The organism is Streptomyces canus (assembly GCF_030816965.1).
In the GTDB taxonomy this organism is placed as follows: Bacteria; Actinomycetota; Actinomycetes; order Streptomycetales; family Streptomycetaceae; genus Streptomyces; species Streptomyces canus_E.
This window is the reverse complement of sequence record NZ_JAUSYQ010000002.1, coordinates 4,923,198-4,948,590: the sequence shown is the minus strand read 5'-3', so window position 1 is coordinate 4,948,590 and position 25,393 is coordinate 4,923,198. Positions and strand designations below refer to the sequence as shown.

Below are 25,393 nucleotides of genomic sequence, written 5' to 3'. Positions count from 1 at the left end.
AACCGGCGTACCTCGCGCTCACGCGGATCCCCGTCGAGCGGCGCGACGTCCAGCCGCCCCTAGACGGCATACCGGCTCCCGGCCGCGATCCGCCCGTCGAGCACGAACAGCCGGTACTCGACAGAAGAAGGTCACCACATTAGGAGACCAACACCGGGATGTCCGGGCCCACTCCCTCACTCGTGCGAGGAAGCCTCGATCCGAGACATACACCGCAGCAGGGAACGACTTCTCGCTCGGCGGCTTGACGAACACGGGGTGGCGCAACGCCCATGCCTCCGAGAGGGTGGTCAGCTCGATCCGCCGTGCCGTGAACTCCTCCGGCAACCGCACCAACCAGTCATCCGACGGCTCCAGCAATCCCAGCCCCAGGCCGTCGGCGACCCGGTCAGCGGCCAATGGACCCCCGTACCAGTGCACCGCTCGACCCACCAGGGCGTCCAATGCCTGCCCGTCCGTGAGCACCTGCACTTCCATGCCACACCGAGCCGCCGCATCTGCGAGCAGCCCGGTCGTACTGGTCCGCTGCCCGGAGGTCAAAAAGGGAAGCAGAGTTGGGAATACCTCACAGCGCCAGACCGAGTGAAATGACTGTAATGCCCGACATAAATGCAACCAAAACTGCACCCAAAGCACACCGAAGAGCCGGACCGCGATCACGGTCCGGCTCTTCGTTTCGCCTGGTCAGGCGACGGCGGAGGATACGAGATTCGAACTCGTGAGGGGTTGCCCCCAACGCGCTTTCCAAATGTTCGTGCGGGCGTCCGGGATAGCCGTCAGTGTCCTGACCTGCGGTGGACGGGTTCGAGCAGCGACGGCCGCACTGGGCTGAACGGGGGTGAACGCAACCCTGGCTGCAACCCTCAGGGGCTGTCGCTAACAGGCCCTAACAAAGCCTCTGGACGTGCCGGTGAGTGATCAGGCAGACGGCAAGTCCGAGGAAGGCCTCGTGGATGTCGTCGCGTCGTTCCCAGCGGATCCGTAAGCGGCGGAAGCCGTGCAGCCAGGAGATCGTCCGCTCAACGACCCAGCGGAAGGTGCCCAGTCCCGTCCCGTGCGGCTGCCCACGCTCGGCGATCGCGGGCCTGATGCCGCGCTGCCGCAAGAGCCGTCGGTACTTGTCGTGGTCGTAGCCGCGGTCGGCGAAGAGCATGTCCGGCCGTCTGCGCGGCCGCCCGACGACTCCGGCCACTGCGGGGATCTTGTCCAACAGGGGCAGCAGTTGGGTGACATCGTTGCGGTTTCCGCCGGTCAAAGACACCGCGAGCGGGACCCCCTGGCCGTCGGTGATGATGTGGTGCTTGCTGCCCGGGCGTGCGCGGTCGACCGGGCTGGGCCCGCTTTTGGGCCCCTGCGCGCGGCCCGGACATGGGAGGAATCGATCACCGCCCGCGACCAGTCCAGCTGGTTCTTCGAGCGCAGCTTGTTCAGCAGCAACTGATGCAGCTGGTCCCAGACGCCTGCCTCGTTCCAGGCCGCCAGGCGCCTCCAGCACGTCATGCCCGATCCGAAGCCGAGCTCCTGCGGGAGGTACTCCCACTGGATGCCGGTGTGCAGGACGAACAAGATCCCGCACAGGGCTTGACGATCGGGCACTCGCGGTCTGCCCTCGACCTGCTTCGGGGGCCGCTCGGGCAGCAACGGCTCGATGAGCAACCACAGTTCATCCGACACGATCCACGGTCGCGACTGACGCTTCCCCATGCCCACATCAACGAGCGATCAAGTAGACAGTCACATGATCAACCCGCTTTTGTTAGAGCCAGTAAGTGCGGATTGTGTGGTTGTGCGGGAACTCGCCCAACTTGGTTGGTCTCCCAGGCATTTCGCAATAGAGGGCCGGTCGGAAGCCGACAGGATTACAACCCAACTTGTCTTCCGCGAGTCCCACTTACGGATAGTTCTGGTAGCCGTCGCCCCCTGAAGGTACGAGGAAGTTCTCATGACGCAGCCCCTCAGATCGCGGAGGCATGCCACCGGCCGGATCAGGGCCGAGAAGGCGGATCCGGCGGAGTTGGTCGGCGGTGGCAGGGCTGCCATGCGCAGAGCCAGCAAGAAGCCTGACAGAAGGCGCGCGCTTAAGATCGTCGGGCTGTTGCTGGGGTTCGTGCTGGTGCTCGGCGTCGGCACTGCCGCGTACGCGTACTGGAAGCTGAACAGCAACATCAAGTCCGACCATCTGTCCGCCAACGGCAAGGACGGCGCCGGGCACGAGAAGGTCGACGCGTTCGGACGCAGCCCGATCAACATCCTGGTCATCGGATCCGACGCCCGTAACAGCGCGGCGGACTGCAAGCTCGGCGGCGCTTGCGGAACGGCCGGCGGCGCCCGAGCCGACGTGGAGATGATCGTCCACATATCCGCCGACCGGTCCAATGCCACGGTGATGAGCATCCCCCGCGACCTGCGGACCGACTGGAGCGGCTGCCACGACCCGGGCCACCCGAGCATGCCGGCGCAGACCCGCGCGCAGGTCAACTCGGCGCTGAACGGCGGCCCCGGCTGCAGCGTCGTCGCGGTGCACCAGCTCACCGGGATACCCATCGACCACTTCATGATGATCGACTTCGCCGGCGTGGTGGCGATGTCCAACGCGGTCGGCGGGACGCGCGTCTGCGTCAGCAAGAACGTCTACGACCCCTACAGCCACCTGAAACTGAAGGAGGGGTCGCACACGCTGAAGGGTGATGCCGCGCTGGAGTTTGTGCGGACCCGGCACGGCTTCGGTGACTCCAGCGACAGCCGCGGCCGGACCGACGCCCAGCACATCTTCCTCAACGCCCTCCTCAACCAGATGAAGAGCAAGGGCACGCTGAGCAGCCCGTCGAAGATGTGGGGCATAGCCAACGCCGCGACCAAGGCGCTGACCGTCGACAACAGCCTGGACTCCGCCAACAAGCTCATCGACCTGGCACTCGACCTCAACAAGGTGCCCGCCAGCCGGATCACCTGGGCCACCATGCAGACCCAGGACGTCGACCTGCCGGGCGGCGGGTCCGAGACGCTGATCGGCCCGGGCGCCAAGGAGATGTTCAAGACCATCGCGGACGACCAGTCGCTCACCGCGTCCACCGGGAAGAAGGGCTCCCCCTCGGCGACCGCCAGCCCGGTCTCCGCCGCCTCGGTCGTCGTCCACGTCGAGAACGGCACCGGGGTGTACCACCGGGGGGTGGCGATCGCCCAGGCGCTGATCGACCAGGGCTTCAGCAAGGAGACCGACTCGGGGAACGGGACTCCCTCCACCGCTACCTCGCTGACTTACCCGGCCGGGCAGAAGGCGCAGGCCCAGGCGGTCGCCAAGGCGCTCGGCCTCCCGTCCAAGGCGGTCGAGCAGGGCACCGGTTCGCAGATCGTGCTGCTCATCGGCACCGATTGGACGACCGGCGACACCTTCCCCGGCGGCAAGCCGACTCCGACGCACGTCGACACCCAGGTGGCTCTGAACGGCTCCCACCAGCAGACCGGCGACACCAAGAAGTGCGCGACGGTCAGCCCCTACAACGACGTCATCGGGCTGGACGCCAACGGTATGCCCACCAGCGAGGACCACCCGCCGTCCAGCACCTCCCCGACCGAGGCCTACGCCCTTGCCAAGAACGTGAAGGACTCGGCGCCGTAAGCCTCTGGGCCCCCGGACACGGTCGTCGACGCGATCACGGGCTGGGAGCCCGGCTGGTCCGCCCGGATACGCCGCCGCTACCAGCACCTGATCGCCCGCACCCTTGAAGACGTCGCGGACATGTCAACGTCATAGGTTCAAGCCTATCGGTCAAGCTGAGGGGGCGGAGTCGGTGATCGGAACGGCGATTCTGGGTAGCGCCGGAAGCGGCCCCTGTAGACAAAGACCAGGACAACGAGGGCTGGGACAACGTCGATGGGCCCCACCGCGAACGGTGGGGCCCATCGACATCGTGCCCGGTGAGGGACTGGCGGAGGATACGAGATTCGAACTCGTGAGGGGTTGCCCCCAACACGCTTTCCAAGCGTGCGCCCTAGGCCTCTAGGCGAATCCTCCGCCGCAAACAATACAAGACGTTGAGGAGTGCTCGCGAACTCGTTCCCACCCGCTGCCATCGGGTACTGTTTGGGCAGCCCCTCACGCGGCGCTATCTGACTGAACTCCCCCAGGGCCGGAAGGCAGCAAGGGTAGGTCGGCTCTGGCGGGTGCGTGGGGGGCGCTTGCGTTCCCGGCGGAGCGCACGCGCGGGCCCGGGTGTCAGTGGGCGCCTATAACCTCGTATGCGTGTCGTCTCTCGCGTTGTACCGCCGCTATCGCCCGGAGTCCTTCGCCGAGGTCATCGGGCAGGAGCATGTCACCGACCCGCTGCAGCAGGCGCTGCGGAACAACCGGGTCAATCACGCGTACCTGTTCAGCGGTCCGCGCGGATGCGGCAAGACGACCAGCGCGCGCATCCTCGCCAGGTGCCTGAACTGCGCACAGGGACCCACCCCCACCCCTTGCGGTGAGTGCCAGTCCTGCCAGGACCTCGCACGCAACGGCCCCGGTTCCATCGACGTCATCGAGATCGACGCAGCCTCCCACGGTGGTGTGGACGACGCCCGTGAGCTGCGCGAAAAGGCCTTCTTCGGGCCCGCGAGCAGTCGCTACAAGATCTACATCATCGACGAGGCCCACATGGTCACGTCGGCAGGGTTCAACGCGCTGCTGAAGGTCGTCGAGGAGCCCCCGGAGCACCTCAAGTTCATCTTCGCCACCACCGAGCCCGAGAAGGTCATCGGGACGATCCGGTCGCGAACCCATCACTACCCCTTCCGGCTCGTCCCGCCCGGCACCCTGCGGGACTACCTCGGCGAGGTGTGCGGCAAGGAGAACATCCCCGTCGAGGACGGCGTCCTGCCCCTCGTCGTGCGGGCAGGCCAGGGCTCCGTGCGTGACTCCATGTCCGTCATGGACCAGCTGCTCGCCGGGGCCAAGGAGGAGGGTGTGACGTATGCCATGGCCACGTCCCTCCTCGGCTACACCGACGGCTCCCTCCTCGACTCCGTGGTCGAGGCCTTCGCCACCGGTGACGGCGCCGCCGCCTTCGAGGTCGTCGACCGCGTCATCGAGGGCGGCAACGACCCGCGCCGCTTCGTCACCGACCTGCTGGAGCGGCTGCGGGACCTGGTCATCCTCGCCGCCGTTCCCGACGCCGCCGAGAAGGGGCTCATCGACGCCCCCGCCGATGTCATCGAGCGCATGCAGGCCCAGGCCGGCACCTTCGGTGCGGCCGAGCTCAGCCGCGCCGCCGACCTCGTGAACCAAGGCCTGACCGAGATGCGCGGCGCCAACTCGCCCCGCCTCCAGCTGGAACTCATCTGCGCGCGCGTGCTGCTCCCCGCGGCCTACGGGGACGAGCGCTCGGTGATGGCCCGCCTCGACCGCATCGAGCGGGGCGTGAACTTCTCGGCCGGCGGCGCCCCCGCGATGGGGTACGTGCCGGGGCCGGAAGCCCACGGGGGAGCGGCCCTGGGTACCCCGGGCGTCCAGGGCGTCCCTGGTGCCTCGAGTGCCTCGACGGTCGCCGTCCCGCCACCCGCACCGGTCCCGCCCGGTGGTGGCCCGGCCGCGGCGCGTGCGGCGGTCCGGGCCTCGGGCGCGGGCACGCCCGGCGGGGGAGGCTTCGGCGGCGGCACCCCGGGCGGAGTCGGCGTCCCGGGTGGCGGCGTTCCGGCCGGAGCAGGTGGCACGGGCGGATTCCCCGGCGCTACGGCCGACTCGGCGCCGCCCGTCGGCGGGACCCCTGACTCGCCCGCCGGTCCGACCCACGGTTCGACTCCCGACCTCCACACCGGCGACCCCCACGCCGGCCCGGCGCACGGTTCACCCACGGCCCAGCCTCCTGGTGCTCCCGTCGGCCAACCCTCCACCGCCCACCCGGACCAGCTCCGACCGCCCCACCAGCAGCAGTCCGCCACACCGTCCCCGGCTGCGTCGGGTTCCGCCCCCGCCCCCGGAGCCTGGCCCGCCGCCGCCCCGGTCGGCGGCGGCCGGCGTCCCGGTGGCTGGCCCACCGCGGCCCCGGCGGGCGGCGGCGGCCAACCCCAGGCGCCCGCATCGCATCGGCCCGCGACCGCCCCGGCACCGGCTCAGGCCGCACCCGCGGCCTCCGCACCCGGACCGGGCGCCTACGCCCCGCCGACCGGCAGCCCCGACCCCCGTCAGCTCTGGCCCAACATCCTGGAAGCCGTCAAGAACCGCCGCCGCTTCACATGGATCCTGCTCAGCCAGAACGCCCACGTGGCCGGCTTCGACGGCACCACCCTTCAGCTCGGCTTCGTCAACGCCGGCGCCCGCGACAACTTCGCGAGCAGCGGCAGCGAAGAGGTGCTGCGGCAGGCGCTGGCCGAGCAGTTCAGCATCCAGTGGAAGATCGAGGCCGTCATCGACCCGTCGGGCGGCGGAGGGGCGCCCCCGGCATCCGGCGGCTTCAACGGCGGCGGTGGCGGTGGCTACGGCGGAGGCGGCAACACCGGCGGCTACGGCACCGGTAGCACGGCGGGCTACGGCGCCCCGGCCCCCCAGGCCTCGTCCTCCCCCCAGCCGACGCCCGCCCCGGCGGCCCGGCCCACGCCGACGCCGGCCGCCGTACCGGCCCCTGCCCCGCAGCGGTCCGCGCCGGAACCCCCGCCGGTCTCCATCGAGGACGACATCCCCGAGGACGACGACCCCGATCTCAACGAGGCCGCCCTCTCGGGTCGCGAACTGATCGTGCGCGAGCTCGGGGCGACCGTGGTGGAGGAAATCACCAACGAATAAAACGAAGAGGGGGACGAGGGAGGGACGCGCGCGAGAGCTCATCTTGGAGGAACCTACGGCTCCGCTCCCTCCACCCCTTAGGAACCCTCCACAAAAACCCCGTTAGGCTGACCCCCGTGAAGGTCCTCGTCATCGGTAACGGCGCCCGCGAACACGCCCTGTGCCGCTCCCTGTCCCTCGACCCCGACGTCAGTGCCCTGCACTGCGCCCCCGGCAACGCCGGCATCGCCGAGGTCGCCGAGCTGCACCCGGTCGACGCCCTCGACGGCGCGGCGGTGGCAGCGCTCGCGCAGCGGCTCGGTGCCGACCTGGTCGTCGTAGGCCCGGAGGCCCCGCTCGTCGCGGGGGTCTCCGACGCCGTGCGCGAGGTGGGCATCCCCGTCTTCGGTCCGTCCGGGGAGGCCGCGCAGCTCGAGGGCTCGAAGGCCTTCGCCAAGGACGTCATGGCCGCGGCCGGAGTCCCGACCGCCCGCTCCTACGTCTGCACGACCCCCGAGGAGGTCGCCGAGGCCCTCGACGCCTTCGGCGCCCCGTACGTCGTCAAGGACGACGGACTCGCCGCGGGCAAGGGCGTCGTCGTGACCAGCGACATCGAGGCCGCGGCAGCGCACGCCAACGCCTGCGACCGGGTCGTCATCGAGGAGTTCCTGGACGGCCCCGAGGTCTCCCTCTTTGCCATCACCGACGGCGACACCGTTCTGCCCCTCCAGCCGGCCCAGGACTTCAAGCGCGCCCTCGACGGCGACGAAGGCCCGAACACCGGCGGCATGGGCGCCTACTCCCCGTTGCCCTGGGCCGACCCCAAGCTGGTCGACGAGGTCATGCAGACGGTCCTGCAGCCGACGGTCGACGAGATGCGCCGCCGCGGCACCCCCTTCTCCGGCCTGCTCTACGCCGGTCTCGCGATCACTTCGCGAGGCGTGAGGGTCATCGAGTTCAACGCCCGCTTCGGCGACCCCGAGACCCAGGTCGTCCTGGCCCGCCTCGAGACCCCGCTGGCCGGCATCCTGCTCGCCGCGGCCACCAGCAACCTGGCCGACCTGGAGCCGCTGCGCTGGAGCGAGGACGCCGCGGTCACCGTGGTCGTCGCCTCGCACAACTACCCCGCCACCCCGCGCACCGGCGACCCGATCACCGGCCTCGACGAGGTGGCCGCCGAGGACGCCCCGCACGCCTACGTCCTGCACGCCGGCACCAAGCGGGACGGCGACGCCGTCGTCAGCGCAGGCGGCCGCGTCCTGTCGGTCACGGCGTCCGGCAAGGACCTCACCGAGGCCCGCGACCGTGCGTACCGGGCGGTGGCGCGCATCCGGCTCGACGGTTCCCAGCACCGGACGGACATCGCGGCGAAGGCGGCGTCCGGAGCCTGAGAAGCTCGAAAACCAGGGCGAAACCCCCGCTCCCGAACAACCTGACCGGCCCCGGATCCGTCTAAGGATTCGGGGCCTGATCTTTGCTGTACGTCATCCACCTCTCCCCAAAGCCATTCCATCGAGTGACCGGGGATCCATACGGCTGACGGGGGCCCGGGGCCCAACTATGGTGCGGCGCAAGCGGTCCGGCACTTGGCCCACCGGCATTGCGATGTCAGTGGCGGGTGCCACAGTGGGGGAGTGAGCAACGCCAGGACAGCTGGGCATGCAGGACGGCAGGGAGGGGGTGAGGTCCGGTCATGACCGGTATCGGAGTCGAGGTAGCCGCGCAGGCCGCGCGCTCCCGGGCCCTCGCCGTGCTGCGCATCCGCAGCCGTGCGCTGGCCGTGGCGCTGCTGCCCGCGGCGGTGGCCGTGGTGCTGCTCGCCGGAGGTTCCACCAGTCATCTCATGGGCGGGTTCTGGGACACCGCCCGCCTCGCCATGACCGTTCTCGGGGCCGTGGTGCTGCTCGCCGCCGGAGCCGTGGCCCTGGTCGTCGCCCGCGCCCGCCCCGCCGTCAGTCCGACCGTCGCGATCGCCGAGGAGTCCGCGCCCGACCTGTACCGCATGGTGCGCGACCTCGCCGACCGCCTAGACGTCCCGGCTCCCTCCGCAATAGCGCTCACGCCGGACTGCGACAGCTGGCTGGAGGACCGGACCCACCCTGCCCACGGCCCGCCCCCGCAGGAGGGCCGGCACGACGAGATCGCCGGCGTCCGCGGCTCCCACCGCCGTGTCCCGGCCGCACCGGTGCTGGTCATCGGCTCGCCGTTCCTGTGGTGGATGCGCGTCGGCGAACTGCGCGCGGTCCTTGCTCCGGTCGTCGCCGGTACGGGCCCTTCGGCGCACCCCGACATAGCGGCGGCCCGCCGTTTCGTGCGGGGTCTGGACGCGGCCGTGGCCGTCGGCTCCGTCCCGGGCCGCTGTCCGCTCACCCGTGTGATGTGCGCGGGTGTCGCCTGGGTGGCCCGGCTCCTCCTGCGTAGCTGCCGGGAGCACGCGACCCAGATGGAGCGCGGGGTCGCGGCCGCGGCCGCGGAGCGTGCACAGGCTGTGGACTACGGCCTCAGGATCGTGGCCCAGGAACAGGTGGGCCTGGCGTACGCGGGCTGGGACCGGCTGCTGACCCGGGTCGCGCTCCCCGCCTGGCGGATGGGTCGCTGGCCCTCCCGCCTGGACGCGGGCGTGGTGGCCGCCCTCACCGAGCTGTCCCGCCGCGACCGACTGGCCGAGGGTTTCGCCTCGCGTCTGGGTGAGCGCCCCGCCTGCGACCTGCTCGAAGAGCCCGGCGCGGTCGACGAGGCCGCCTCCCTCCTCGCCGCCCGCCTCTTCCACGGCGGCCCCGCGGAGACCGGCCAGGACTGGTCCCCGGTGGACTGGCAGGAGTACCCGGAAGAGGTAGTGGACCGAAAGTGGCGCCTGGACGCGGCCCGACTCCACCGAGTCCTCGATGCCCAGGGCGTGAGCCGCACCCCGGGAACCGCCCCGCCGGAATCCCACGGCCCCACGCTCTCCCGAGTCCTGGCCCACCTGTCGGCTCCCGGGCACACCGGCCCCACTCCACACCCCCCGGCAGCCGACCGACCCGCCACCTCGACACCCACGTCCTCACCCGCCCCCACCACCACGGACCTCGCCCTGGCTCCGCCGACCGACGGCGTGGCGGCGGCCGGTGGACTGACTTCGGCGGACGACCCCGGCGCCGTCCAGCCCGGGCGGGACCGGGGGCCGGTTCGGGCGGACGCGGATGGTCTCGCGTCCGGCGGGACCGCGGCATCTCCGCGTGATCCTGCTTCCACAGACGGCGTGGCGATGGCCGGTGGACTGACTTCGGCGGACGACCCGGGCGCCGTCGAGCACGAGCACGAGCAGGGGCCGGTTCGGGCGGACGCGGATGGTCTCGCTTCCGGCGGGACCGCACCACCCCTGGGCGACCCCGCTTCCACAGACCTCGCCCCGCCTCCGCCGGCCGATGGCGTGGCGACGACCGATGGATCCACCTCCCCGGACGACGCCGACGCCGGAGGCGCGCTGCACGAATCGGCTCAGGCGGACGCACTCGCGACCGCCGCCCCGGCTCCAATCCGGCACGACCGGGCTCCCGCCGCCCCCCTACCGGCTCCACCGGACGGTGACATGACGGCGGACCCGGACCGTGAACCTCCCCCGGCTGACGCCCTCGCGGCCGGACAGCACACCCCCGTCCCGCCGGACGAACCCGCAGGAGTCGACCGTGAGACCGCGGCCCAGGGGGCGCCCGCAGCGGATGACGAATGTGGCGCGGGTTGCGCGCGTGGAAGCACAGACGGCGAAGCCGACACGCTCGCCGCGGCGCTCACCGCCGAGCTGGCCCGTGAGGAAGCCGCCGCCCCGCCGTCCCGTAGCACGCCCGATCTCATCCTCTGGGACGACACCGCCCTCCCCCTCTTCCCGCTCCAACCGCCCCGCAGCGCCAGGGAACTCCTCACCGACCACGTCACCGCGATGGTCTGCTGCGCCGCGATCGACACCGCCGGCGCCGCCCCGGGCCTTGACTGGCTCGATGGCCCGTCCCTCCTCATCAACGGCGAACGCGCCGCGGACCTCACCCCCCGCGTCCTCAGCCTCGTGGAGGACGGAGACCCGGCCCCTCTGCGCGCCTGGCTGGTCAAGTCGGGGATACGCCCCGAGAAGCCGGTCCGCCTCGTCTGACGAATCCGGAGTCCCCGCTTCCACTTTCGGCCAGTTCGCAACGAATAGTGACAGCCTGGGCGCGGAATGTGATGTGCTGAGACCGATCGCGCACATGGCCGCGCACATGGCAGGGGCTTGTGCCACAGGACAGGCGCACGGCACACGCACGGCACGCGCACAAAGCATGGCGCAGGACGAACAACGGGGGCACGAGGGAGGGGAGCGACCATGGGCCCAGGACCGGAGCACATCCGCCGCTGGGAGTCGGGAGCACTCGCGCACGCCGTGACGGACCCCTTCGGCCAGGGCCCCGTCCCCTGGCTGCGCGGCAGTGAGACGTACTTCGACGACACCGGCCAGGTGGTCCCGTGGTACGTCGAGACGGACCCCGCCCACACCCCGAAGGAGGGCGCCCCGCGCATCCCCTCCCCCCGCACCGCCCCCGGCGGCGGCCCCCGCTCCGCCGACGACGTCCGCCGTCAGATCAAGGGCTTCACCTCGACCGGCGCGGTCGCCCCCGGTGAGGCCGTCGACTTCCACATCACCGTCGACCCGCCGCAGGAGTTCGGCGTCGACATCTACCGCATCGGCCACTACGGCGGCGACGGCGCGGCGAAGATCACCACCAGTCCCCGTCTCTCCGGCATCGTCCAGCCCCCGCCGCTCACCGCGGAGCGTACGGTCTCCTGCCACCACTGGTGGCTGTCCTGGCGGCTGCAGATCCCGTCCTACTGGAGCGTCGGCGCATACGTCGCCGTCCTCACGACCGCCGACGGCTACCGCTCCCACATCCCCTTCACGGTCCGCGAGAACCACCCAGCGGACTTACTTCTCCTCCTGCCCGACGTCACCTGGCAGGCGTACAACCTCTATCCCGAGGACGGCCGCACCGGCGCCAGCCTCTACCACGCCTGGGACGAACAGGGCCGGCTCCTCGGCGAGGCCGACGCGGCGACCACGGTCTCCTTCGACCGGCCGTACGCGGGCGCGGGCCTGCCGCTGCATGTGGGCCACGCCTACGACTTCATCCGCTTCGCCGAGCGCTACGGCTACGACCTCGCCTACGCCGACGCCCGCGACCTGCACGCCGGCCACCTCGACCCCACCCGGTACCGGGGCCTGGTCTTCCCCGGCCACGACGAGTACTGGTCGACGGCCATGCGCCGCACGGTCGAGCGAGCCCGCGACAGCGGCACCTCTCTCGTCTTCCTGTCCGCCAACACCATGTACTGGCAGGTCGAGTTGGGCCCCTCGCCGTCCGGTGTCCCCGACCGTCTGCTGACCTGCCGCAAGCGCAGGGGCCCGGGCAAACCGGCGCTCTGGCGCGAAGTCGACCGCCCCGAACAGCAGTTGGTCGGCATCCAGTACGCGGGAAGGGTGCCCGAGCCCCACCCCCTGATCGTTCGCAACGCCGAGCACTGGCTGTGGGAGGCGACCGGTGCCCGGGAGGGCGACGAACTCGCCGGCCTGGTCGCGGGCGAGGCCGACCGCTACTTCCCGCGCACCCCGCTGCCGGAGCACGACGACCGCATCCTGCTCGCCCACTCGCCGTACGCCGACAGCGAGGGCGCCCTCCGCCACCAGGAGACGTCCCTCTACCGCGCCCCCTCCGGCGCCCTGGTCTTCGCCGCAGGCACCTTCGCCTGGTCCCCGGCACTGGACCGCCCGGGCCACGTCGACACCCGCGTCCAGCGCGCCACCGCCAACCTGCTGGACCGCATCTGCAAGCGTGACTGAGTTCACCCAGCAGCACCCCCGCCGCTCCCTGAGCGCACCCCAAGTCCAAGGTCAGCGCCCCGTACGGGACAATCGACCCGTTGGACATACTCACGGGGAGGAACCGTGTCCGGATTCGTAGAAAAGCCCGAGCCGCTCCAGGTTCCGGGCCTGGTGCACCTGCACACCGGCAAGGTGCGCGAGCTGTACCAGAACGAGGCGGGCGACCTCGTGATGGTCGCCAGTGACCGTATCTCCGCCTTCGACTGGGTGCTGCCGACCGAGATCCCCGACAAGGGCCGCGTCCTCACCCAGCTGTCCCTGTGGTGGTTCGACCAGATCGCCGACCTGCTGCCGAACCACGTCCTGAGTACGGCCGTTCCGGACGGCGCCCCCGCCGACTGGGCGGGCCGCACCCTGGTCTGCAAGTCGCTCCAGATGATCCCCGTGGAAGCCGTCGCCCGCGGCTATCTCACCGGCTCCGGACTGCTGGAGTACAACGAGTCCCGTACGGTCTGCGGTCTCGCCCTCCCTGAGGGACTGGTCGACGGCAGCGAGCTCCCCGCCCCGATCTTCACTCCGGCAACCAAGGCCGCCGTGGGCGAGCACGACGAGAACGTCTCCTACGAGGAGGTCGCCCGCCAGGTCGGCGCCGACACCGCGGCCCAGCTGCGCCAGGCGACCCTCGCCGTCTACTCGCGGGGCCGGGACATCGCCCGGGACCGCGGGATCATCCTCGCGGACACCAAGTTCGAGTTCGGCTTCGACGGCGAGACCCTCGTCATCGCGGACGAGGTCCTCACCCCGGACTCCTCCCGCTTCTGGCCGGCCGAGCAGTGGGAGCCGGGGCACGCGCAGCCGTCGTACGACAAGCAGTTCGTGCGCGACTGGCTGACCTCGGCGGAGTCCGGCTGGGACCGCAAGAGCGAGCAGCCCCCGCCGCCGCTGCCGCAGGAGGTCGTGGACCGCACCCGCGCCAAGTACATCGAGGCGTACGAGCGCCTGACGGGCACGAGCTGGTCGTAGCGCTGGTCGTAACGGAGAAGCCCCCCGGTGAAAACCAGGGGGCTTCTCGATGGAGCGAACGACGAGGTTCGAACTCGCGACCTCAACCTTGGCAAGGTTGCGCTCTACCAACTGAGCTACGTTCGCATGCGCCGTGGTGCGAGAACCACTATACCCAACCTCGCTCGCGCGCGAGCCGCACGGCCGTGTGACGGTTCTCCGCCCCCAGCTTGGAGACGGCCGACGACAGATAGTTCCGTACGGTCCCCTGCGACAGCGCGGCCCGCTCGGCGATCTCCGCGACGGGCGCCCCGTCGGCGGCGAGTTCCAGTACCTCGGCCTCCCGCACGGTCAGGGGGGAGTCCCCGGCGGAGATCGCGTCCGCGGCCAACTCGGGATCGACGTAACGGTTTCCCTCGTGCACCGTGCGGATGATCTCCGCGAGCCGCTGCGCGCTCACGGTTTTCGGAACGAACCCCCGCACACCGGCTTCCAGCGCCCGCTTGAGATGCCCGGGCCGCCCGTGGCTGGTGACGATCAGCACCTTGCACGAGGGCAGTTCGGTCCGCAGGGATGTGGCGACCTTCACACCGTCCGCGCCGGGCATCTGGAGATCGAGTACGGCCACGTCGGGCTCGTGCGCCCGGGCCATCGCCAGCGCCTCGGGACCGGTCGCCGCCTCCGCGACGATCGCGAGGTCGTCCTCAAGCGAGAGCAGCGCGGCGAGCGCGCCCCGAATCAGATGCTCGTCATCGGCGAGCAACACCCGCACGGTCACGAGCCCACCTCCGGCGCCACCACACGTACGGTCACGAGCCCATCCCCTCCAGCACCACCACACGTACGGTCACGAGCCCATCCCCTCCGACACCACGCGCACGATCACGGACCGTCCCTTCCAACACCACGTGCTTGGTCACAAGCCCATCCCCTCCAGCAGCACTGCACGGTCACGAGCCCCTCCGGCACCACATGCACGGTCACGAGCCCCTCCGGCAGCTCGTACACGGTCACGAGCCCATCCCCTCCGGCAGCACGTACACGGTCACGAGCCCCTCCGGCACATCAGGCGCGCGGTCACGAGCCTCCCCTCCAACGCCACCCGCCCAGTCACGAGCCCTCCTCTCCGACACCACCCGCCCAGTCACGAGCCCATCCCCTCCGACACCACCCGCCCAGTCAAGAGACCCCCTCCGTCGCCACCAGCGGCACCTCCGCCACCAGCCGGAACACGCCCGCGCGGGCAGGTCCCGCCTCCAGCGTCCCGGTCACGGCCGCGAGCCGCTCGCGCAGTCCGGCGAGGCCGGACCCGCCGGTGCCGGGCGACCGCGAGGCCCCATCGTTCTCCACGGTCAGCACCACCCGCTCCCCCTCTCTCCGCAGGGTCACCTCGCACCGCTTGGCGTCCCCGTGCCGCAGGACGTTCGTGGTGGCCTCCCGTACCACCCAGCCGAGCGCCGACTGCACCTCGGCGGGCAGCCCGTTCGGCTCCCCGGTGACCGTGCAGGTGATGCCGGCGGCGGTCAACACCCCTTGCGCTCCGGTGAGTTCGATCCCGAGATCGGCCTCCCGGTATCCCCGTACGACATCCCGCACCTCGCGCTGCGTCTCGTGCGCGATCCGCTGCACCTCGGTCATCTGGTCCATGGCCTCGCCCCGTCCCCGACGCGTCAGCTGCACGGCCAGTTCGCTCTTCAGCGCGATCACGGCCAGGTTCCGCCCCACCACGTCGTGCAGATCCCGCCCGAACCGCAGCCGTTCCTCGGCGACGGCGAGCCGCGCGCGGGTCTCTCGGGCCGTGTCGAGTTCGTAGACGGCGTTCAGGAGCCAGACGGAGAAGACGGAGGTGAAGGCGAGGAACCCGGCGGCGACCAGCACCACCATCCCGGTGACCAGTGACTCCGGGACGGCGTAACCCAGGGGAAAGCCACCGAGCACGGCGCCCGCGGCGAAGCCGCCCACCAGCGCGAGCACGCGCCGTCGCCTGCGGACGCCGAGCGCGCCGATACCGGCCGCGAAGGTCAGTACGCCCACGAAGACCGCACCCGCCGCCATGTCGAGACCGTCGTCGTCCGGACCCCGCTCGGCGATGCCGATCACCGCGACGGAGATGACGAGAGTGACCGCCCCGAGCAGCCACAGCGTCCGCACCGGCTGCTCGCGCCGCCCCCGCGTCCAGTCGAGCGCCCGCGACGCGGTCACCGCACACACCACGGCATGCGCGCACACCAGCAGCACCAGCCAGACCGCGAGCTGCCCCGTCACCTGCCCGAAGACCGGCAGGCCGACCGAGGCGACGTAGATCAGCGCGAAGAAGTGGAACGACCAGCGCGTGTACGTCTCCACCTTCGCCGGCGTGCTCTTCCGCCGCCACCAGCCCCCTGCCTCGCGCATGCTCTCCCCGTACGTCAGCGCCTCGGCTCCCACCGGAACCACCGCTGTACAGCAAACACGGCCAGCACGGTCCAGGCCACCGCGGTCCCGATGGCGCCCAGGGCCTCGTACGCCGAGAGAGTGCCCGCCCAGCCGCCGCGGACCAGGGTGATCACGGGCGACAGCGGCAGCAGCTCGCACACCGACGCGACCCTGTCCGGCAGCAGTTCCAGGGGTACGGCGACGCCCGAGAGGACCATCGAGATCATCACGAACGGCAGCGTGGTGACCTGCGCGCTCTCCACGGTCCGGGTCACGGCCGCCGTCACGGCCGCGAGCGCCGCGCACAGCACCAGACCCAGCATCAGTCCCAGGGCGACGAGATGGGGCGCGTGCGGTGCGGGCACGTCGAGCAGGGCTGCGCTCGCGGCCATCAGCACCAGGGACTGCGTGAGCCCCGTCGCGGCGATCGGGAGCGCAGTGCCGCAGAGGATCTCCACGTCCCGCAGCTCCCCGGTGCGCAGCCGCTTCAGCACCAGTTCCTCGCGCCGGGAGGTGTAGATCCCGGCAAGGGCGCCGTACACACCGAACAACAGGGCGAAGCCGACCGCGGCCGGCAGCAGGACCAGGCCGACGCTCAGCCCGGCCTCCTCGACGTCCATGTCGGCCACCACGGACCGCAGGCTGAACGGCAGCGCGAGCGGCACCAGCACGGCCGCGACGAGCGTGGCCTTGCTGCGTCCGAGCAGCGTGAACTCGGCGCGGGCGAGGGCGCCCAGCCTGCTCGCGGGAGTGGTGACCGTGCTCATACCGAGACCTCCTCACGTGCCGCGATCCCCAGGAACGCCTCCTCCAGCGAGGCCGACCGCACATCGAGCCGCCGCAGTTCGACCCCGGCCCGCTCGGCCCACACCAGCAGTCCGGTGGCCGTCCGCTGCAACTCCCGCGTCCGCAGCCGTACGACGCTGCCGTCGACCTCGTGCCCGCTCACCCCCAGCTCCCCGAGCGGTGGCAGATCTCCCACGAAGTACCCCTCCGGCAGTTCGAACGAGATCCGCGCCGGCTGCGCGGCGGTCACCTCGGCCGGTGTTCCCGTGGCCGCGATCCGTCCCTCGTGGAGGATCGCCAGCCGGTCGGCGAGATCCTCGGCCTCCTCCAGGTAGTGCGTGGTGAGCAGCACGGTCGTCCCACGGTCCCGCAGCGCCCGCACCAACTCCCAGGTGTCCCGGCGCCCCTCGGCGTCGAGGCCGGTCGTCGGCTCGTCGAGGAACAGCACCTCGGGGTCGCCGAGCAGCGCGAGCGCCAGGTCGAGGCGCCGCCGCTCGCCTCCGGACAACTGCTTGACCCGTACGCCGGTCCGCCGGGCGAGCCCGACGAGTTCCAGCACCTCCAGCGGCGGCCGGGCCCCGCTGACGCAGCCCGCCCACATCCGCGCGGTCTCGTCGACGGTCAGCTCGGACGGGAAGCCGCCCTCCTGGAGCATCACTCCGGTGCGTGGGCGTACGGCGGCCCGCTCCGTGTACGGGTCATGGCCCAGGACGCGGATCCGCCCGTCGGTCGGCGGGGCGAGCCCCTCGAGGAGTTCGACGGTGGAGGTCTTGCCGGCGCCGTTGGTGCCGAGCAGGGCGAAGACCTCTCCGCGGTCCACGGCGAAGCTGATCCCGCGCACGGCCTCGAACCCGCCCCCGTACACACGCCGCAGGCCGGTGACCTCGATCACGTGTTCGTGTTCGTCGGTGTTCATGAAGCCAGCGTCCCGGCGGACCGGATGCGACAGCAGTGCGCGCTGTCACCACTCCGTGTGACAAATGTCAGACGGTGCACGGACATAAAAAGACCCCGGTCGCGATGACCGGGGTCTTCTTCGTGGAGCGGACGACCAGGTTCGAACTGGCGACCTCAACCTTGGCAAGGTTGCGCTCTACCAACTGAGCTACGTCCGCATTGCCTCCGACCGGCTCTCACCGATCGGCGCGAGCATCATCCTACCCGATCCACCAGAGTGGTCCGGACGGCGATGCAGAGCGGGTGACAGGAATTGCACACTGCGCCTTCCCCCTGGAAGGGGGATGTTCTACTACTGAACTACACCCGCGTGTACTCCGTGAGCTGGGCCTTTCGGCCTCGCCCCTCGGCGTGCTCCAGACTCTAGCTGACCAGGTGGGGTGCAACGCAAGTCGGTTGGCCCGAGGGGCGGATGACCCGGCGTCGACAGGCCCTACTGGGCCTGGGTGAACGCCTCGTAGACCCTCTTGGGGATCCGTCCGCGGGCGGGGACGTCCATCTTGTTGGCCTGGGCCCAGGCCCTGACCGCCGCCGGGTCGGGAGCGACCTCGGTCTGCCGGTACGCCTTGCCGGACCTGGACCGCTTGCGGCCGGCCTCCACGTAGGGCTCGAGCGCCTTACGCAGTTTCTTGGCATTGGCTTGATTCAGGTCGATCTCGTACGACTTGCCGTCGAGTCCGAAGGCGATCGTTTCCGCCGCTTCCGAGCCGTCGATGTCGTCAAAGAGAGTGACCACGACCTTCTGCGCCACGAATATCGGTCCCTTCGTGCGGCACGTTGTCAATTCATTTGTACAGTGCCCGACAATGCATTGTGAAGCTCGACTAAATCCTTCCGCGTGTCCGAGCGCAATAGGTATCGGGTGTCGATCTGAGATCTTTCCGGGAAATTTTCACGAACGTCCGCCTCCGTGCTGGGCCGTGATGGCCGTCACGTAGATTCCTCCAACTCAACGCGCGTAGAAATTTTGTGCGGGTAGTCTGAAGGAACCTGCTCAGCACCACACCACCGGGAGTGCCAGTGGCACGCGTCGTAGTCGACGTCATGCTCAAGCCGGAGATCCTCGACCCCCAGGGCCAGGCGGTGCAGCGTGCACTGCCGCGACTGGGTTTCGACGGCATCTCCGACGTACGTCAGGGAAAGCGATTCGAACTGGAAGTTGACGGACCGGTCGACGAGGCCGCGCTCGCCCGCATCCACGATCTTGCGGAATCCTTCCTCGCCAACACCGTGATCGAGGACTTCACCGTCAAGGTGGAGGAAGTCGCGGAGGCCGCGAAGTGACCGCTCGTATTGGCGTCGTCACTTTCCCCGGCAGCCTCGACGACCGGGACACCCAGCGCGCGATCCGCCTCGCGGGCGCCGAACCGGTCGCCCTGTGGCACAAGGACAAGGACCTCCACCAGGTCGACGCCGTGGTGCTGTGCGGCGGTTTCTCCTACGGCGACTATCTGCGCGCCGGTGCCATCGCGCGCTTCTCGCCGGTGATGGAGCCCCTCATCGAGCAGGCGAAGGCCGGCCTCCCGGTCCTCGGCATCTGCAACGGCTTCCAGATCCTCACCGAGGCTCACCTGCTCCCGGGCGGGATGCTCGGCAACGACCACCTCCACTTCATCTGCCGCGACCAGAAGCTGCGGGTGGAGAACGCGGACACCGCCTGGACCACCGACTACTCGGCCGGCCAGGAGATCAACATCCCGCTGAAGAACATGGACGGCCGGTACGTCGCCGACGAGTACACCCTCGACAAGCTGGAGGCCGAGGGGCGGGTCGCGTTCCGGTACCTGGACTTCAATCCGAACGGTTCGCTGCGGGACATCGCCGGCATCAGCAACGAGGCGGGCAACGTCGTAGGCCTGATGCCGCACCCGGAGCACGCCGTGGAGCCGCTCATCGGCACCGGCCGCACCGACGGCCTCCCCTTCTTCACCTCGATCCTCAAGAAGCTGGTCAACGTATGAGCCGGACGCCTCTGGACACGGTCGAGCACGCGGCCGCGACCCCCGACGTCGAGCTGCCCTGGGCCGAACTCGGCCTGAAGAAGGACGAGTACGAGCGGGTCGTGGAGATCCTCGGCCGCCGGCCCACCGGTGCCGAGCTCGCCATGTACTCGGTCATGTGGTCCGAGCACTGCAGCTACAAGTCCTCCAAGGTCCACCTGCGCCAGTTCGGCGAGAAGGCACCCCAGAGCGATGCCCTGCTCGTCGGCATCGGCGAGAACGCGGGTGTGGTGGACGTCGGCCAGGGTTACGCCGTGACCTTCAAGGTCGAGTCGCACAACCACCCGTCCTACGTCGAGCCCTACCAGGGCGCGGCCACCGGTGTCGGCGGCATCGTCCGCGACATCATCGCGATGGGCGCGCGGCCGGTGGCCGTGGTCGACCCCCTGCGCTTCGGCGCTGCCGACCACCCGGACACCAAGCGCGTGCTCCCCGGCGTCGTCGCCGGCATCGGCGGCTACGGCAACTGCCTGGGCTTGCCGAACATCGGCGGTGAGGTCGTCTTCGACGCCTGTTACCAGGGAAACCCGCTGGTCAACGCGGGTGCCATCGGCGTCATGCGGCACGAGGACATCCACCTCGCGAAGGCGTCCGGCGCGGGCAACAAGGTCATCCTTTACGGGGCCCGGACCGGCGGCGACGGCATCGGTGGCGCCTCGATCCTCGCCTCGGAGACCTTCGACGACGCCAAGCCGTCGAAGCGTCCGGCCGTGCAGGTCGGTGACCCCTTCCAGGAGAAGCTCCTCATCGAGTGCACCCTGGAGGCGTTCAAGGAGAAGCTGGTCGTCGGCATCCAGGACCTGGGCGCGGCCGGTCTGTCCTGCGCCACCTCCGAGCTGGCCTCCAACGGCTCCGGCGGCATGCGCGTGACGCTGGACGACGTACCTCTGCGTGACTCGACCCTCTCGCCCGAGGAAATCCTCATGAGCGAGTCGCAGGAACGCATGTGCGCGGTCGTGGAGCCGGAGAAGGTCGACCGGTTCCTTGAGATCTGCGACAAGTGGGACGTCATCGCCACCGTCATCGGTGAGGTGACCGACGGCGACCGCCTGGAGATCTACTGGCACGGCGGCAAGATCGTCGACGTCGACCCGCGCACGGTCGCGCACGACGGCCCGGTCTACGAGCGCCCGTACGCCCGCCCGTCCTGGCAGGACGAGCTCCAGGCGGACGACGCGAACAAGCTGCCGCGGCCGGCTTCGAGTGAGGAGCTGAAGGACCAGGTCCTGAAGCTGGTGTCCTCTCCGAACCAGGCCTCCAAGAAGTGGATCACCTCGCAGTACGACCACTTCGTGCAGGGCAACACCGTCCTGGCCCAGCCGGAGGACTCCGGCATGATCCGCATCGACGAGTCGACGGGGCTGGGCGTGGCGATCGCGACGGACGGCAACGGCCGTTACGCGAAGCTGGACCCGTACACCGGCGCGCAGCTGGCGCTGGCGGAGGCGTATCGCAACGTGGCGACGACCGGCGCCAAGCCGCTCGCCGTCTCCGACTGCCTGAACTTCGGCTCCCCCGAGGACCCGGCCGTGATGTGGCAGTTCGCGGAGGCGATCCGTGGACTGGCCGACGGCTGCCTGCAGTTGGGCACCCCGGTCACGGGCGGCAACGTGTCCTTGTACAACCAGACGGGCGAGGCGGCCATCCACCCGACCCCCGTGGTCGCGGTCCTGGGCGTCATCGACGATGTCGCCCGCCGCACGCCGGCCGCCTTCCAGGAGGAGGGCCAGCTGCTCTACCTCCTCGGCGACACCCGTGAGGAGTTCGGCGGCTCGGCCTGGTCGCAGGTCGTCCACGACCACCTCGGCGGGCTGCCCCCGAAGGTCGACCTGGAGCGCGAGCGGCTGCTCGCCGAGATCCTGATCTCCGCCTCCCGAGACGGCATGATCGACTCCGCGCACGACCTCTCCGACGGCGGCCTGATCCAGGCGGTCGTCGAGTCGGCGCTGCTCGGCGGCAAGGGTGCGCGTCTGGTCGTACCGGACGGGCTGGACGCCTTCACCCTCCTCTTCTCCGAGTCGGCGGGCCGTGCGGTCGTCGCCGTACCGCGCTCGGAGGAACTCCGCTTCAACGACATGTGCGGTGCGCGGGGCCTGCCGGTCACCCGTATCGGTGTCGTGGACGGGGACACCGTCGACCTCCAGGGCGAGTTCGAACTGACCCTGGAGGAGCTGCGCCGGGCGCACGAAGACACGATCCCGGCCCTGCTCAAGTAGGCCGTGGTCGTACGACTCCGAAGGCCCCGCCCGTCGTTGTGACGGGCGGGGCCTTCGCGGAGCCGCTTCCTGGGCGCGCAGGATGAGTTGGCCCAGGAGCTGTCCGGACCCGACGATCACCCTTCCCCTCCTCCTTCTCCGCCTTCCCCGCCGACTAGGCTCACCGTCATGCCCACGGCCAGGAAGCGCGCCCGCGCCTACGACCCCGCCAAGATCCGCACGGCCGTCCAGGCCCAGCTCGGGAACGTACGGGAGGCCGTACGCACGCTGACCCCCGAGCAACTGGCGCTGCGTACGCGGCTGGGGGAGTGGACCGTACGGGAGCTGGTCGCGCACATCGGGATGGCGGTCACGGCCGTCCACCGGGCCCTGGACCGGCCCGCGCCCGCGCGACAGGACGCCGTGCTGCTCGACTGGCCGTTCGCCACCTCCGCCAGCTCCGCGGCCATCGCCGACTTCACCCGGGACCTGGCCCAGCGGCACCCCGACCTCGACGCCTACCTCACCGACGTCGACCGGACCCTGACCGAGCTGCTGGACACCCACCCCGGCACCCGGCTCCTGGAGACCAACGCCGGCGCGCTGCCCCTCGCCGACTACCTGGTCACCCGCACCGTCGAACTCGTCGTCCACACCGACGACCTGAGCGCCGCCGTCCCCGGCCTCGACATCCCCTACGACCGTCAGGCCCTCGCCGCCTGCACCCGCCTCCTCGCCGACGCCCTCGCCGCGAAGGCGCCCGGCGGTTCGACCGAGGTGCGGGTGCCGCCGTACGCCGTCGTGCAGTGCGTCGAGGGGCCGAAGCACACCCGGGGCACTCCGCCGAACGTCGTCGAGACCGACCCGCTGACCTGGATCCGGCTCGCCACCGGGCGGCTGACCTGGAAGGACGCGCTCGACGAGGCCAAGGTCAGCGCGAGCGGGGAGCGGGCGGACCTGAGCGGACTGCTGCCGGTCATGAGCTGACCCCATGGGCGCTGACGACATACTGACCGCGAACACGGCAACAGACTGACAACGGCATCGAACCCACCGCCCGCCTCATGCGTCAAAGAGGCATGAAGCGGACGACATACGCCAAGTACGCGGCCGCAGCCCTGGCCGGGACCACCGTCCTGGCCGCCTGTGGCACGGAGACCGTGGGGACCAGGACCCAGGACCTCTCCACCATCGCGGACACCTCCTGGGTGCCCCAGAAGGTCACCGTCGACGGCAAGGACTACGTCCTGCCCGAGAAGGGTGCTCGCAGGCACGCTCACATCGACTTCAAGCCCGGTGCCGCCGAACCGGACGTCGGCGGCGGGAAGTCCGGTGGTTCCGTGGGCTGCAACAGCATCGGTGCCGACGTGGACATCCAGGGCGACACCGTGAAGGTCTCCGACCTCGCCCGGACACTCGTCGGCTGCCAAGGGGCGGTGGGGACGTTCGAGGAGAAGTTCGTCGGCGTCTTCGACAACGACCTCAAGGCCGAGCTGGAGGGGCCGTCAGGTGCCAGGACCCTCACGCTGACCAGCCCGCAGAACGACACCATCACCCTGCGCGAGGAGAAGGCCCCCGCCCTGAAGGGCACTCGCTGGTCCCTCGGCGAGAACGCCTACCTCACCCTCACCAGGAAGAACACCGTCACCGGCAGCCTCGGCTGCAACACCTTCAACGGCATGGCCACGGTCAAGGACGGCACCATCGAGTTCGGGCGCCTCGCTACCACGCGCATGATGTGTTCGGGCCCGGTGATGAAGGCCGAGCGCGAGCTCGCCGAAATCCTCTCCGGCAAGGTCTCCTACCAGCAGGAACGGGATTCCCTGAAGATCACCAAGGCCTCCGGCGAGAGCGTTACGGCCCATGCGGAGTAAGAAAGCCCACTCTCCGCGAATTCGGACCAGTGGTCGATCTCGCCTACACTCGGAACCGTGCCACGTGGTGACGGACGACTCAACCACGACCTGCTCCCCGGTGAGAAGGGCCCCCAGGACGCTTGTGGCGTCTTCGGTGTCTGGGCTCCGGGCGAAGAGGTCGCCAAGCTCACGTACTTCGGGCTCTACGCCCTCCAGCATCGGGGTCAGGAATCCGCGGGAATCGCGGTCAGCAACGGCTCCCAGATCCTCGTCTTCAAGGACATGGGCCTCGTTTCCCAGGTCTTCGACGAGACCTCTCTCGGTTCGCTCCAGGGTCACCTTGCGGTCGGTCACGCCCGCTACTCGACCACCGGTGCCTCCACCTGGGAGAACGCCCAGCCGACGTTCCGTGCCACCGCGCACGGTTCCATCGCGCTCGGCCACAACGGCAACCTGGTCAACACGGCGCAGCTCGCCGAGATGGTCGCCGACCTGCCCAAGCAGGAGGGCCGTAGCCCGCGTGTGGCCGCCACCAACGACACTGACCTGCTCACCGCGCTCCTCGCGGCCCAGGTCGACGAGGACGGCAAGCCCCTGACCATCGAGGAGGCGGCCCACTCCGTCCTCCCGAAGGTGCGCGGTGCCTTCTCCCTCGTCTTCATGGACGAGCACACCCTCTACGCCGCCCGCGACCCGCAGGGCATCCGCCCGCTGGTCCTCGGCCGCCTGGAGCGCGGCTGGGTCGTCGCCTCCGAGTCCGCCGCCCTCGACATCTGCGGCGCGAGCTATGTCCGCGAGATCGAGCCGGGTGAGTTCGTCGCCATCGACGAGAACGGCCTGCGCACCTCCCGATTCGCGGAAGCGAAGCCCAAGGGCTGTGTCTTCGAGTACGTCTATCTGGCGCGCCCCGACACCGACATCGCCGGCCGGAACGTGTACCTCTCCCGCGTGGAGATGGGCCGCAAACTCGCCAAGGAAGCGCCCGTCGACGCCGACCTGGTCATAGCGACCCCGGAATCCGGCACCCCGGCGGCCATCGGCTACGCGGAGGCCTCCGGCATCCCCTTCGGTGCGGGCCTGGTGAAGAACGCCTACGTCGGCCGTACGTTCATCCAGCCCTCCCAGACCATTCGCCAGCTCGGCATCCGCCTGAAGCTGAACCCGCTCAAGGAAGTCATCAAGGGCAAGCGTCTGGTCGTCGTCGACGACTCGATCGTCCGCGGCAACACCCAGCGCGCCCTGGTCCGCATGCTCCGCGAGGCGGGCGCCGCCGAGGTCCACATCCGGATCTCCTCGCCCCCCGTGAAGTGGCCCTGCTTCTTCGGCATCGACTTCGCCACCCGCGCCGAGCTCATCGCCAACGGCATGACCATCGACGAGATCGGCACCTCGCTCGGCGCCGACTCCCTGGCGTACATCTCCCTCGACGGCATGATCGAGGCGACCACCATCGCCAAGCCGAACCTCTGCCGCGCCTGCTTCGACGGCGAGTACCCGATGGAGCTTCCGGACCCCGAGCTGCTCGGCAAGCAGCTCCTGGAGACCGAGCTGGCCGCAGGGCCCGCCGCCACGGCCGCGGCCGACGCGATCCGTCGCCCGTAGGCAGCCCGTCATAC

The 25,393-nt window shown here is 70.2% G+C and carries 19 protein-coding genes, 4 tRNA genes and 1 other RNA gene; 13 read left to right on the top strand and 11 right to left on the bottom strand.

Going from position 1 to position 25,393, the window contains the following annotated elements; translation table 11 throughout:
* Positions 1–18: 18 nt before the first annotated feature.
* Together QF027_RS23745 and QF027_RS23740 are read right to left on the bottom strand one after the other, a co-directional pair.
* Positions 19–477: an ATP-grasp domain-containing protein gene (locus QF027_RS23745; RefSeq protein ID WP_307076938.1), complete on the bottom strand. Its 459-nt coding sequence runs from the start codon at positions 475–477 to the stop codon at positions 19–21.
* 409 nt (positions 478–886) lie between these two features.
* Positions 887–1,704 (bottom strand): IS5 family transposase gene (locus QF027_RS23740; protein ID WP_373432430.1). Its coding sequence is split into 2 segments (ribosomal slippage): positions 887–1,353 and positions 1,353–1,704, totalling 819 coding nucleotides; the frame shifts between segments, so codons are not numbered across the junction.
* A 238-nt stretch (positions 1,705–1,942) separates the two neighbouring features.
* On the opposite strand from QF027_RS23740, the gene QF027_RS23735 reads away from it, so the two are divergent.
* Positions 1,943–3,619, top strand: a complete 1,677-nt coding sequence (locus tag QF027_RS23735; protein ID WP_307076935.1) for an LCP family protein — start codon at positions 1,943–1,945, stop codon at positions 3,617–3,619.
* 308 nt (positions 3,620–3,927) lie between these two features.
* On the opposite strand, the gene QF027_RS23730 is transcribed toward QF027_RS23735, so the two are convergent.
* Positions 3,928–4,015, bottom strand: a tRNA-Ser gene (locus QF027_RS23730).
* Between the two features lie 72 nt (positions 4,016–4,087).
* Here QF027_RS23730 and ffs point away from each other — a divergent pair.
* The 6 genes from ffs (at position 4,088) to QF027_RS23700 (ending at position 13,589) form a co-directional block, all read left to right on the top strand.
* Positions 4,088–4,186: signal recognition particle sRNA small type (ffs, locus tag QF027_RS23725), an RNA gene on the top strand.
* Positions 4,187–4,243: 57 nt separating this feature from the next.
* Positions 4,244–6,760, top strand: a complete 2,517-nt coding sequence (locus tag QF027_RS23720; protein WP_307076933.1) for a DNA polymerase III subunit gamma and tau — start codon at positions 4,244–4,246, stop codon at positions 6,758–6,760.
* 116 nt (positions 6,761–6,876) lie between these two features.
* Entirely contained in the window at positions 6,877–8,130 is a 1,254-nt protein-coding gene (purD, locus tag QF027_RS23715) for a phosphoribosylamine--glycine ligase (protein WP_306979238.1), read from the top strand.
* 302 nt (positions 8,131–8,432) lie between these two features.
* Positions 8,433–10,865: a hypothetical protein gene (locus QF027_RS23710; RefSeq protein ID WP_307076931.1), complete on the top strand. Its 2,433-nt coding sequence runs from the start codon at positions 8,433–8,435 to the stop codon at positions 10,863–10,865.
* Positions 10,866–11,075: 210 nt separating this feature from the next.
* Positions 11,076–12,584 (top strand): N,N-dimethylformamidase beta subunit family domain-containing protein, encoded by a 1,509-nt coding sequence (locus tag QF027_RS23705; RefSeq protein ID WP_306979242.1) that lies wholly within the window; start codon positions 11,076–11,078, stop codon positions 12,582–12,584.
* A 105-nt stretch (positions 12,585–12,689) separates the two neighbouring features.
* Positions 12,690–13,589, top strand: a complete 900-nt coding sequence (locus QF027_RS23700; protein WP_306979244.1) for a phosphoribosylaminoimidazolesuccinocarboxamide synthase — start codon at positions 12,690–12,692, stop codon at positions 13,587–13,589.
* Between the two features lie 50 nt (positions 13,590–13,639).
* Here QF027_RS23700 and QF027_RS23695 read toward each other — a convergent pair.
* From QF027_RS23695 to QF027_RS23660, 8 genes are all read right to left on the bottom strand, one after another.
* Positions 13,640–13,715, bottom strand: a tRNA-Gly gene (locus QF027_RS23695).
* 22 nt (positions 13,716–13,737) lie between these two features.
* Entirely contained in the window at positions 13,738–14,346 is a 609-nt protein-coding gene (locus QF027_RS23690) for a response regulator transcription factor (protein ID WP_306979246.1), read from the bottom strand.
* Positions 14,347–14,747: 401 nt separating this feature from the next.
* Positions 14,748–15,962 (bottom strand): sensor histidine kinase, encoded by a 1,215-nt coding sequence (locus tag QF027_RS23685; protein WP_306979248.1) that lies wholly within the window; start codon positions 15,960–15,962, stop codon positions 14,748–14,750.
* 14 nt (positions 15,963–15,976) lie between these two features.
* Positions 15,977–16,750, bottom strand: coding sequence for an ABC transporter permease (locus tag QF027_RS23680; protein WP_306979249.1), 774 nt, complete (start codon positions 16,748–16,750; stop codon positions 15,977–15,979).
* Complete coding sequence (locus QF027_RS23675) at positions 16,747–17,685, bottom strand: ABC transporter ATP-binding protein (RefSeq protein ID WP_306979250.1); 939 nt, start codon at positions 17,683–17,685, stop codon at positions 16,747–16,749. Before QF027_RS23675 ends, QF027_RS23680 begins: the two co-directional genes overlap by 4 nt.
* A 123-nt stretch (positions 17,686–17,808) precedes the next feature.
* Positions 17,809–17,884 (bottom strand) — tRNA-Gly (locus QF027_RS23670).
* Between the two features lie 80 nt (positions 17,885–17,964).
* Positions 17,965–18,036 (bottom strand) — tRNA-Gly (locus QF027_RS23665).
* 123 nt (positions 18,037–18,159) lie between these two features.
* Positions 18,160–18,477, bottom strand: coding sequence for a histone-like nucleoid-structuring protein Lsr2 (locus QF027_RS23660; RefSeq protein ID WP_306979252.1), 318 nt, complete (start codon positions 18,475–18,477; stop codon positions 18,160–18,162).
* 269 nt (positions 18,478–18,746) lie between these two features.
* Between QF027_RS23660 and purS the strand changes: the two genes are divergently transcribed.
* The 6 genes from purS to purF all read left to right on the top strand — a co-directional run bounded on the left by purS (position 18,747) and on the right by purF (position 25,379).
* Entirely contained in the window at positions 18,747–19,010 is a 264-nt protein-coding gene (gene purS, locus QF027_RS23655) for a phosphoribosylformylglycinamidine synthase subunit PurS (protein WP_007383088.1), read from the top strand.
* On the top strand, positions 19,007–19,687 hold the full coding sequence (purQ, locus tag QF027_RS23650) for a phosphoribosylformylglycinamidine synthase subunit PurQ (protein WP_307076928.1): 681 nt from the start codon (positions 19,007–19,009) through the stop codon (positions 19,685–19,687). The genes purS and purQ overlap by 4 nt, the downstream gene beginning before the upstream one ends.
* The gene (gene purL / locus QF027_RS23645; protein WP_307076925.1) at positions 19,684–21,942 is read left to right on the top strand and encodes a phosphoribosylformylglycinamidine synthase subunit PurL; all 2,259 of its coding nucleotides are present in this window, start codon (positions 19,684–19,686) and stop codon (positions 21,940–21,942) included. The genes purQ and purL overlap by 4 nt, the downstream gene beginning before the upstream one ends.
* Before the next feature lie 168 nt (positions 21,943–22,110).
* A complete protein-coding gene (locus tag QF027_RS23640; protein ID WP_307076923.1) occupies positions 22,111–22,908 on the top strand; it encodes a maleylpyruvate isomerase family mycothiol-dependent enzyme in 798 nt (265 codons plus the stop codon).
* A gap of 92 nt (positions 22,909–23,000) precedes the next feature.
* Entirely contained in the window at positions 23,001–23,795 is a 795-nt protein-coding gene (locus QF027_RS23635) for an META domain-containing protein (RefSeq protein ID WP_307076921.1), read from the top strand.
* A 57-nt stretch (positions 23,796–23,852) separates the two neighbouring features.
* Positions 23,853–25,379 (top strand): amidophosphoribosyltransferase, encoded by a 1,527-nt coding sequence (gene purF, locus QF027_RS23630; protein WP_306979262.1) that lies wholly within the window; start codon positions 23,853–23,855, stop codon positions 25,377–25,379.
* Positions 25,380–25,393 lie beyond the last annotated feature (14 nt).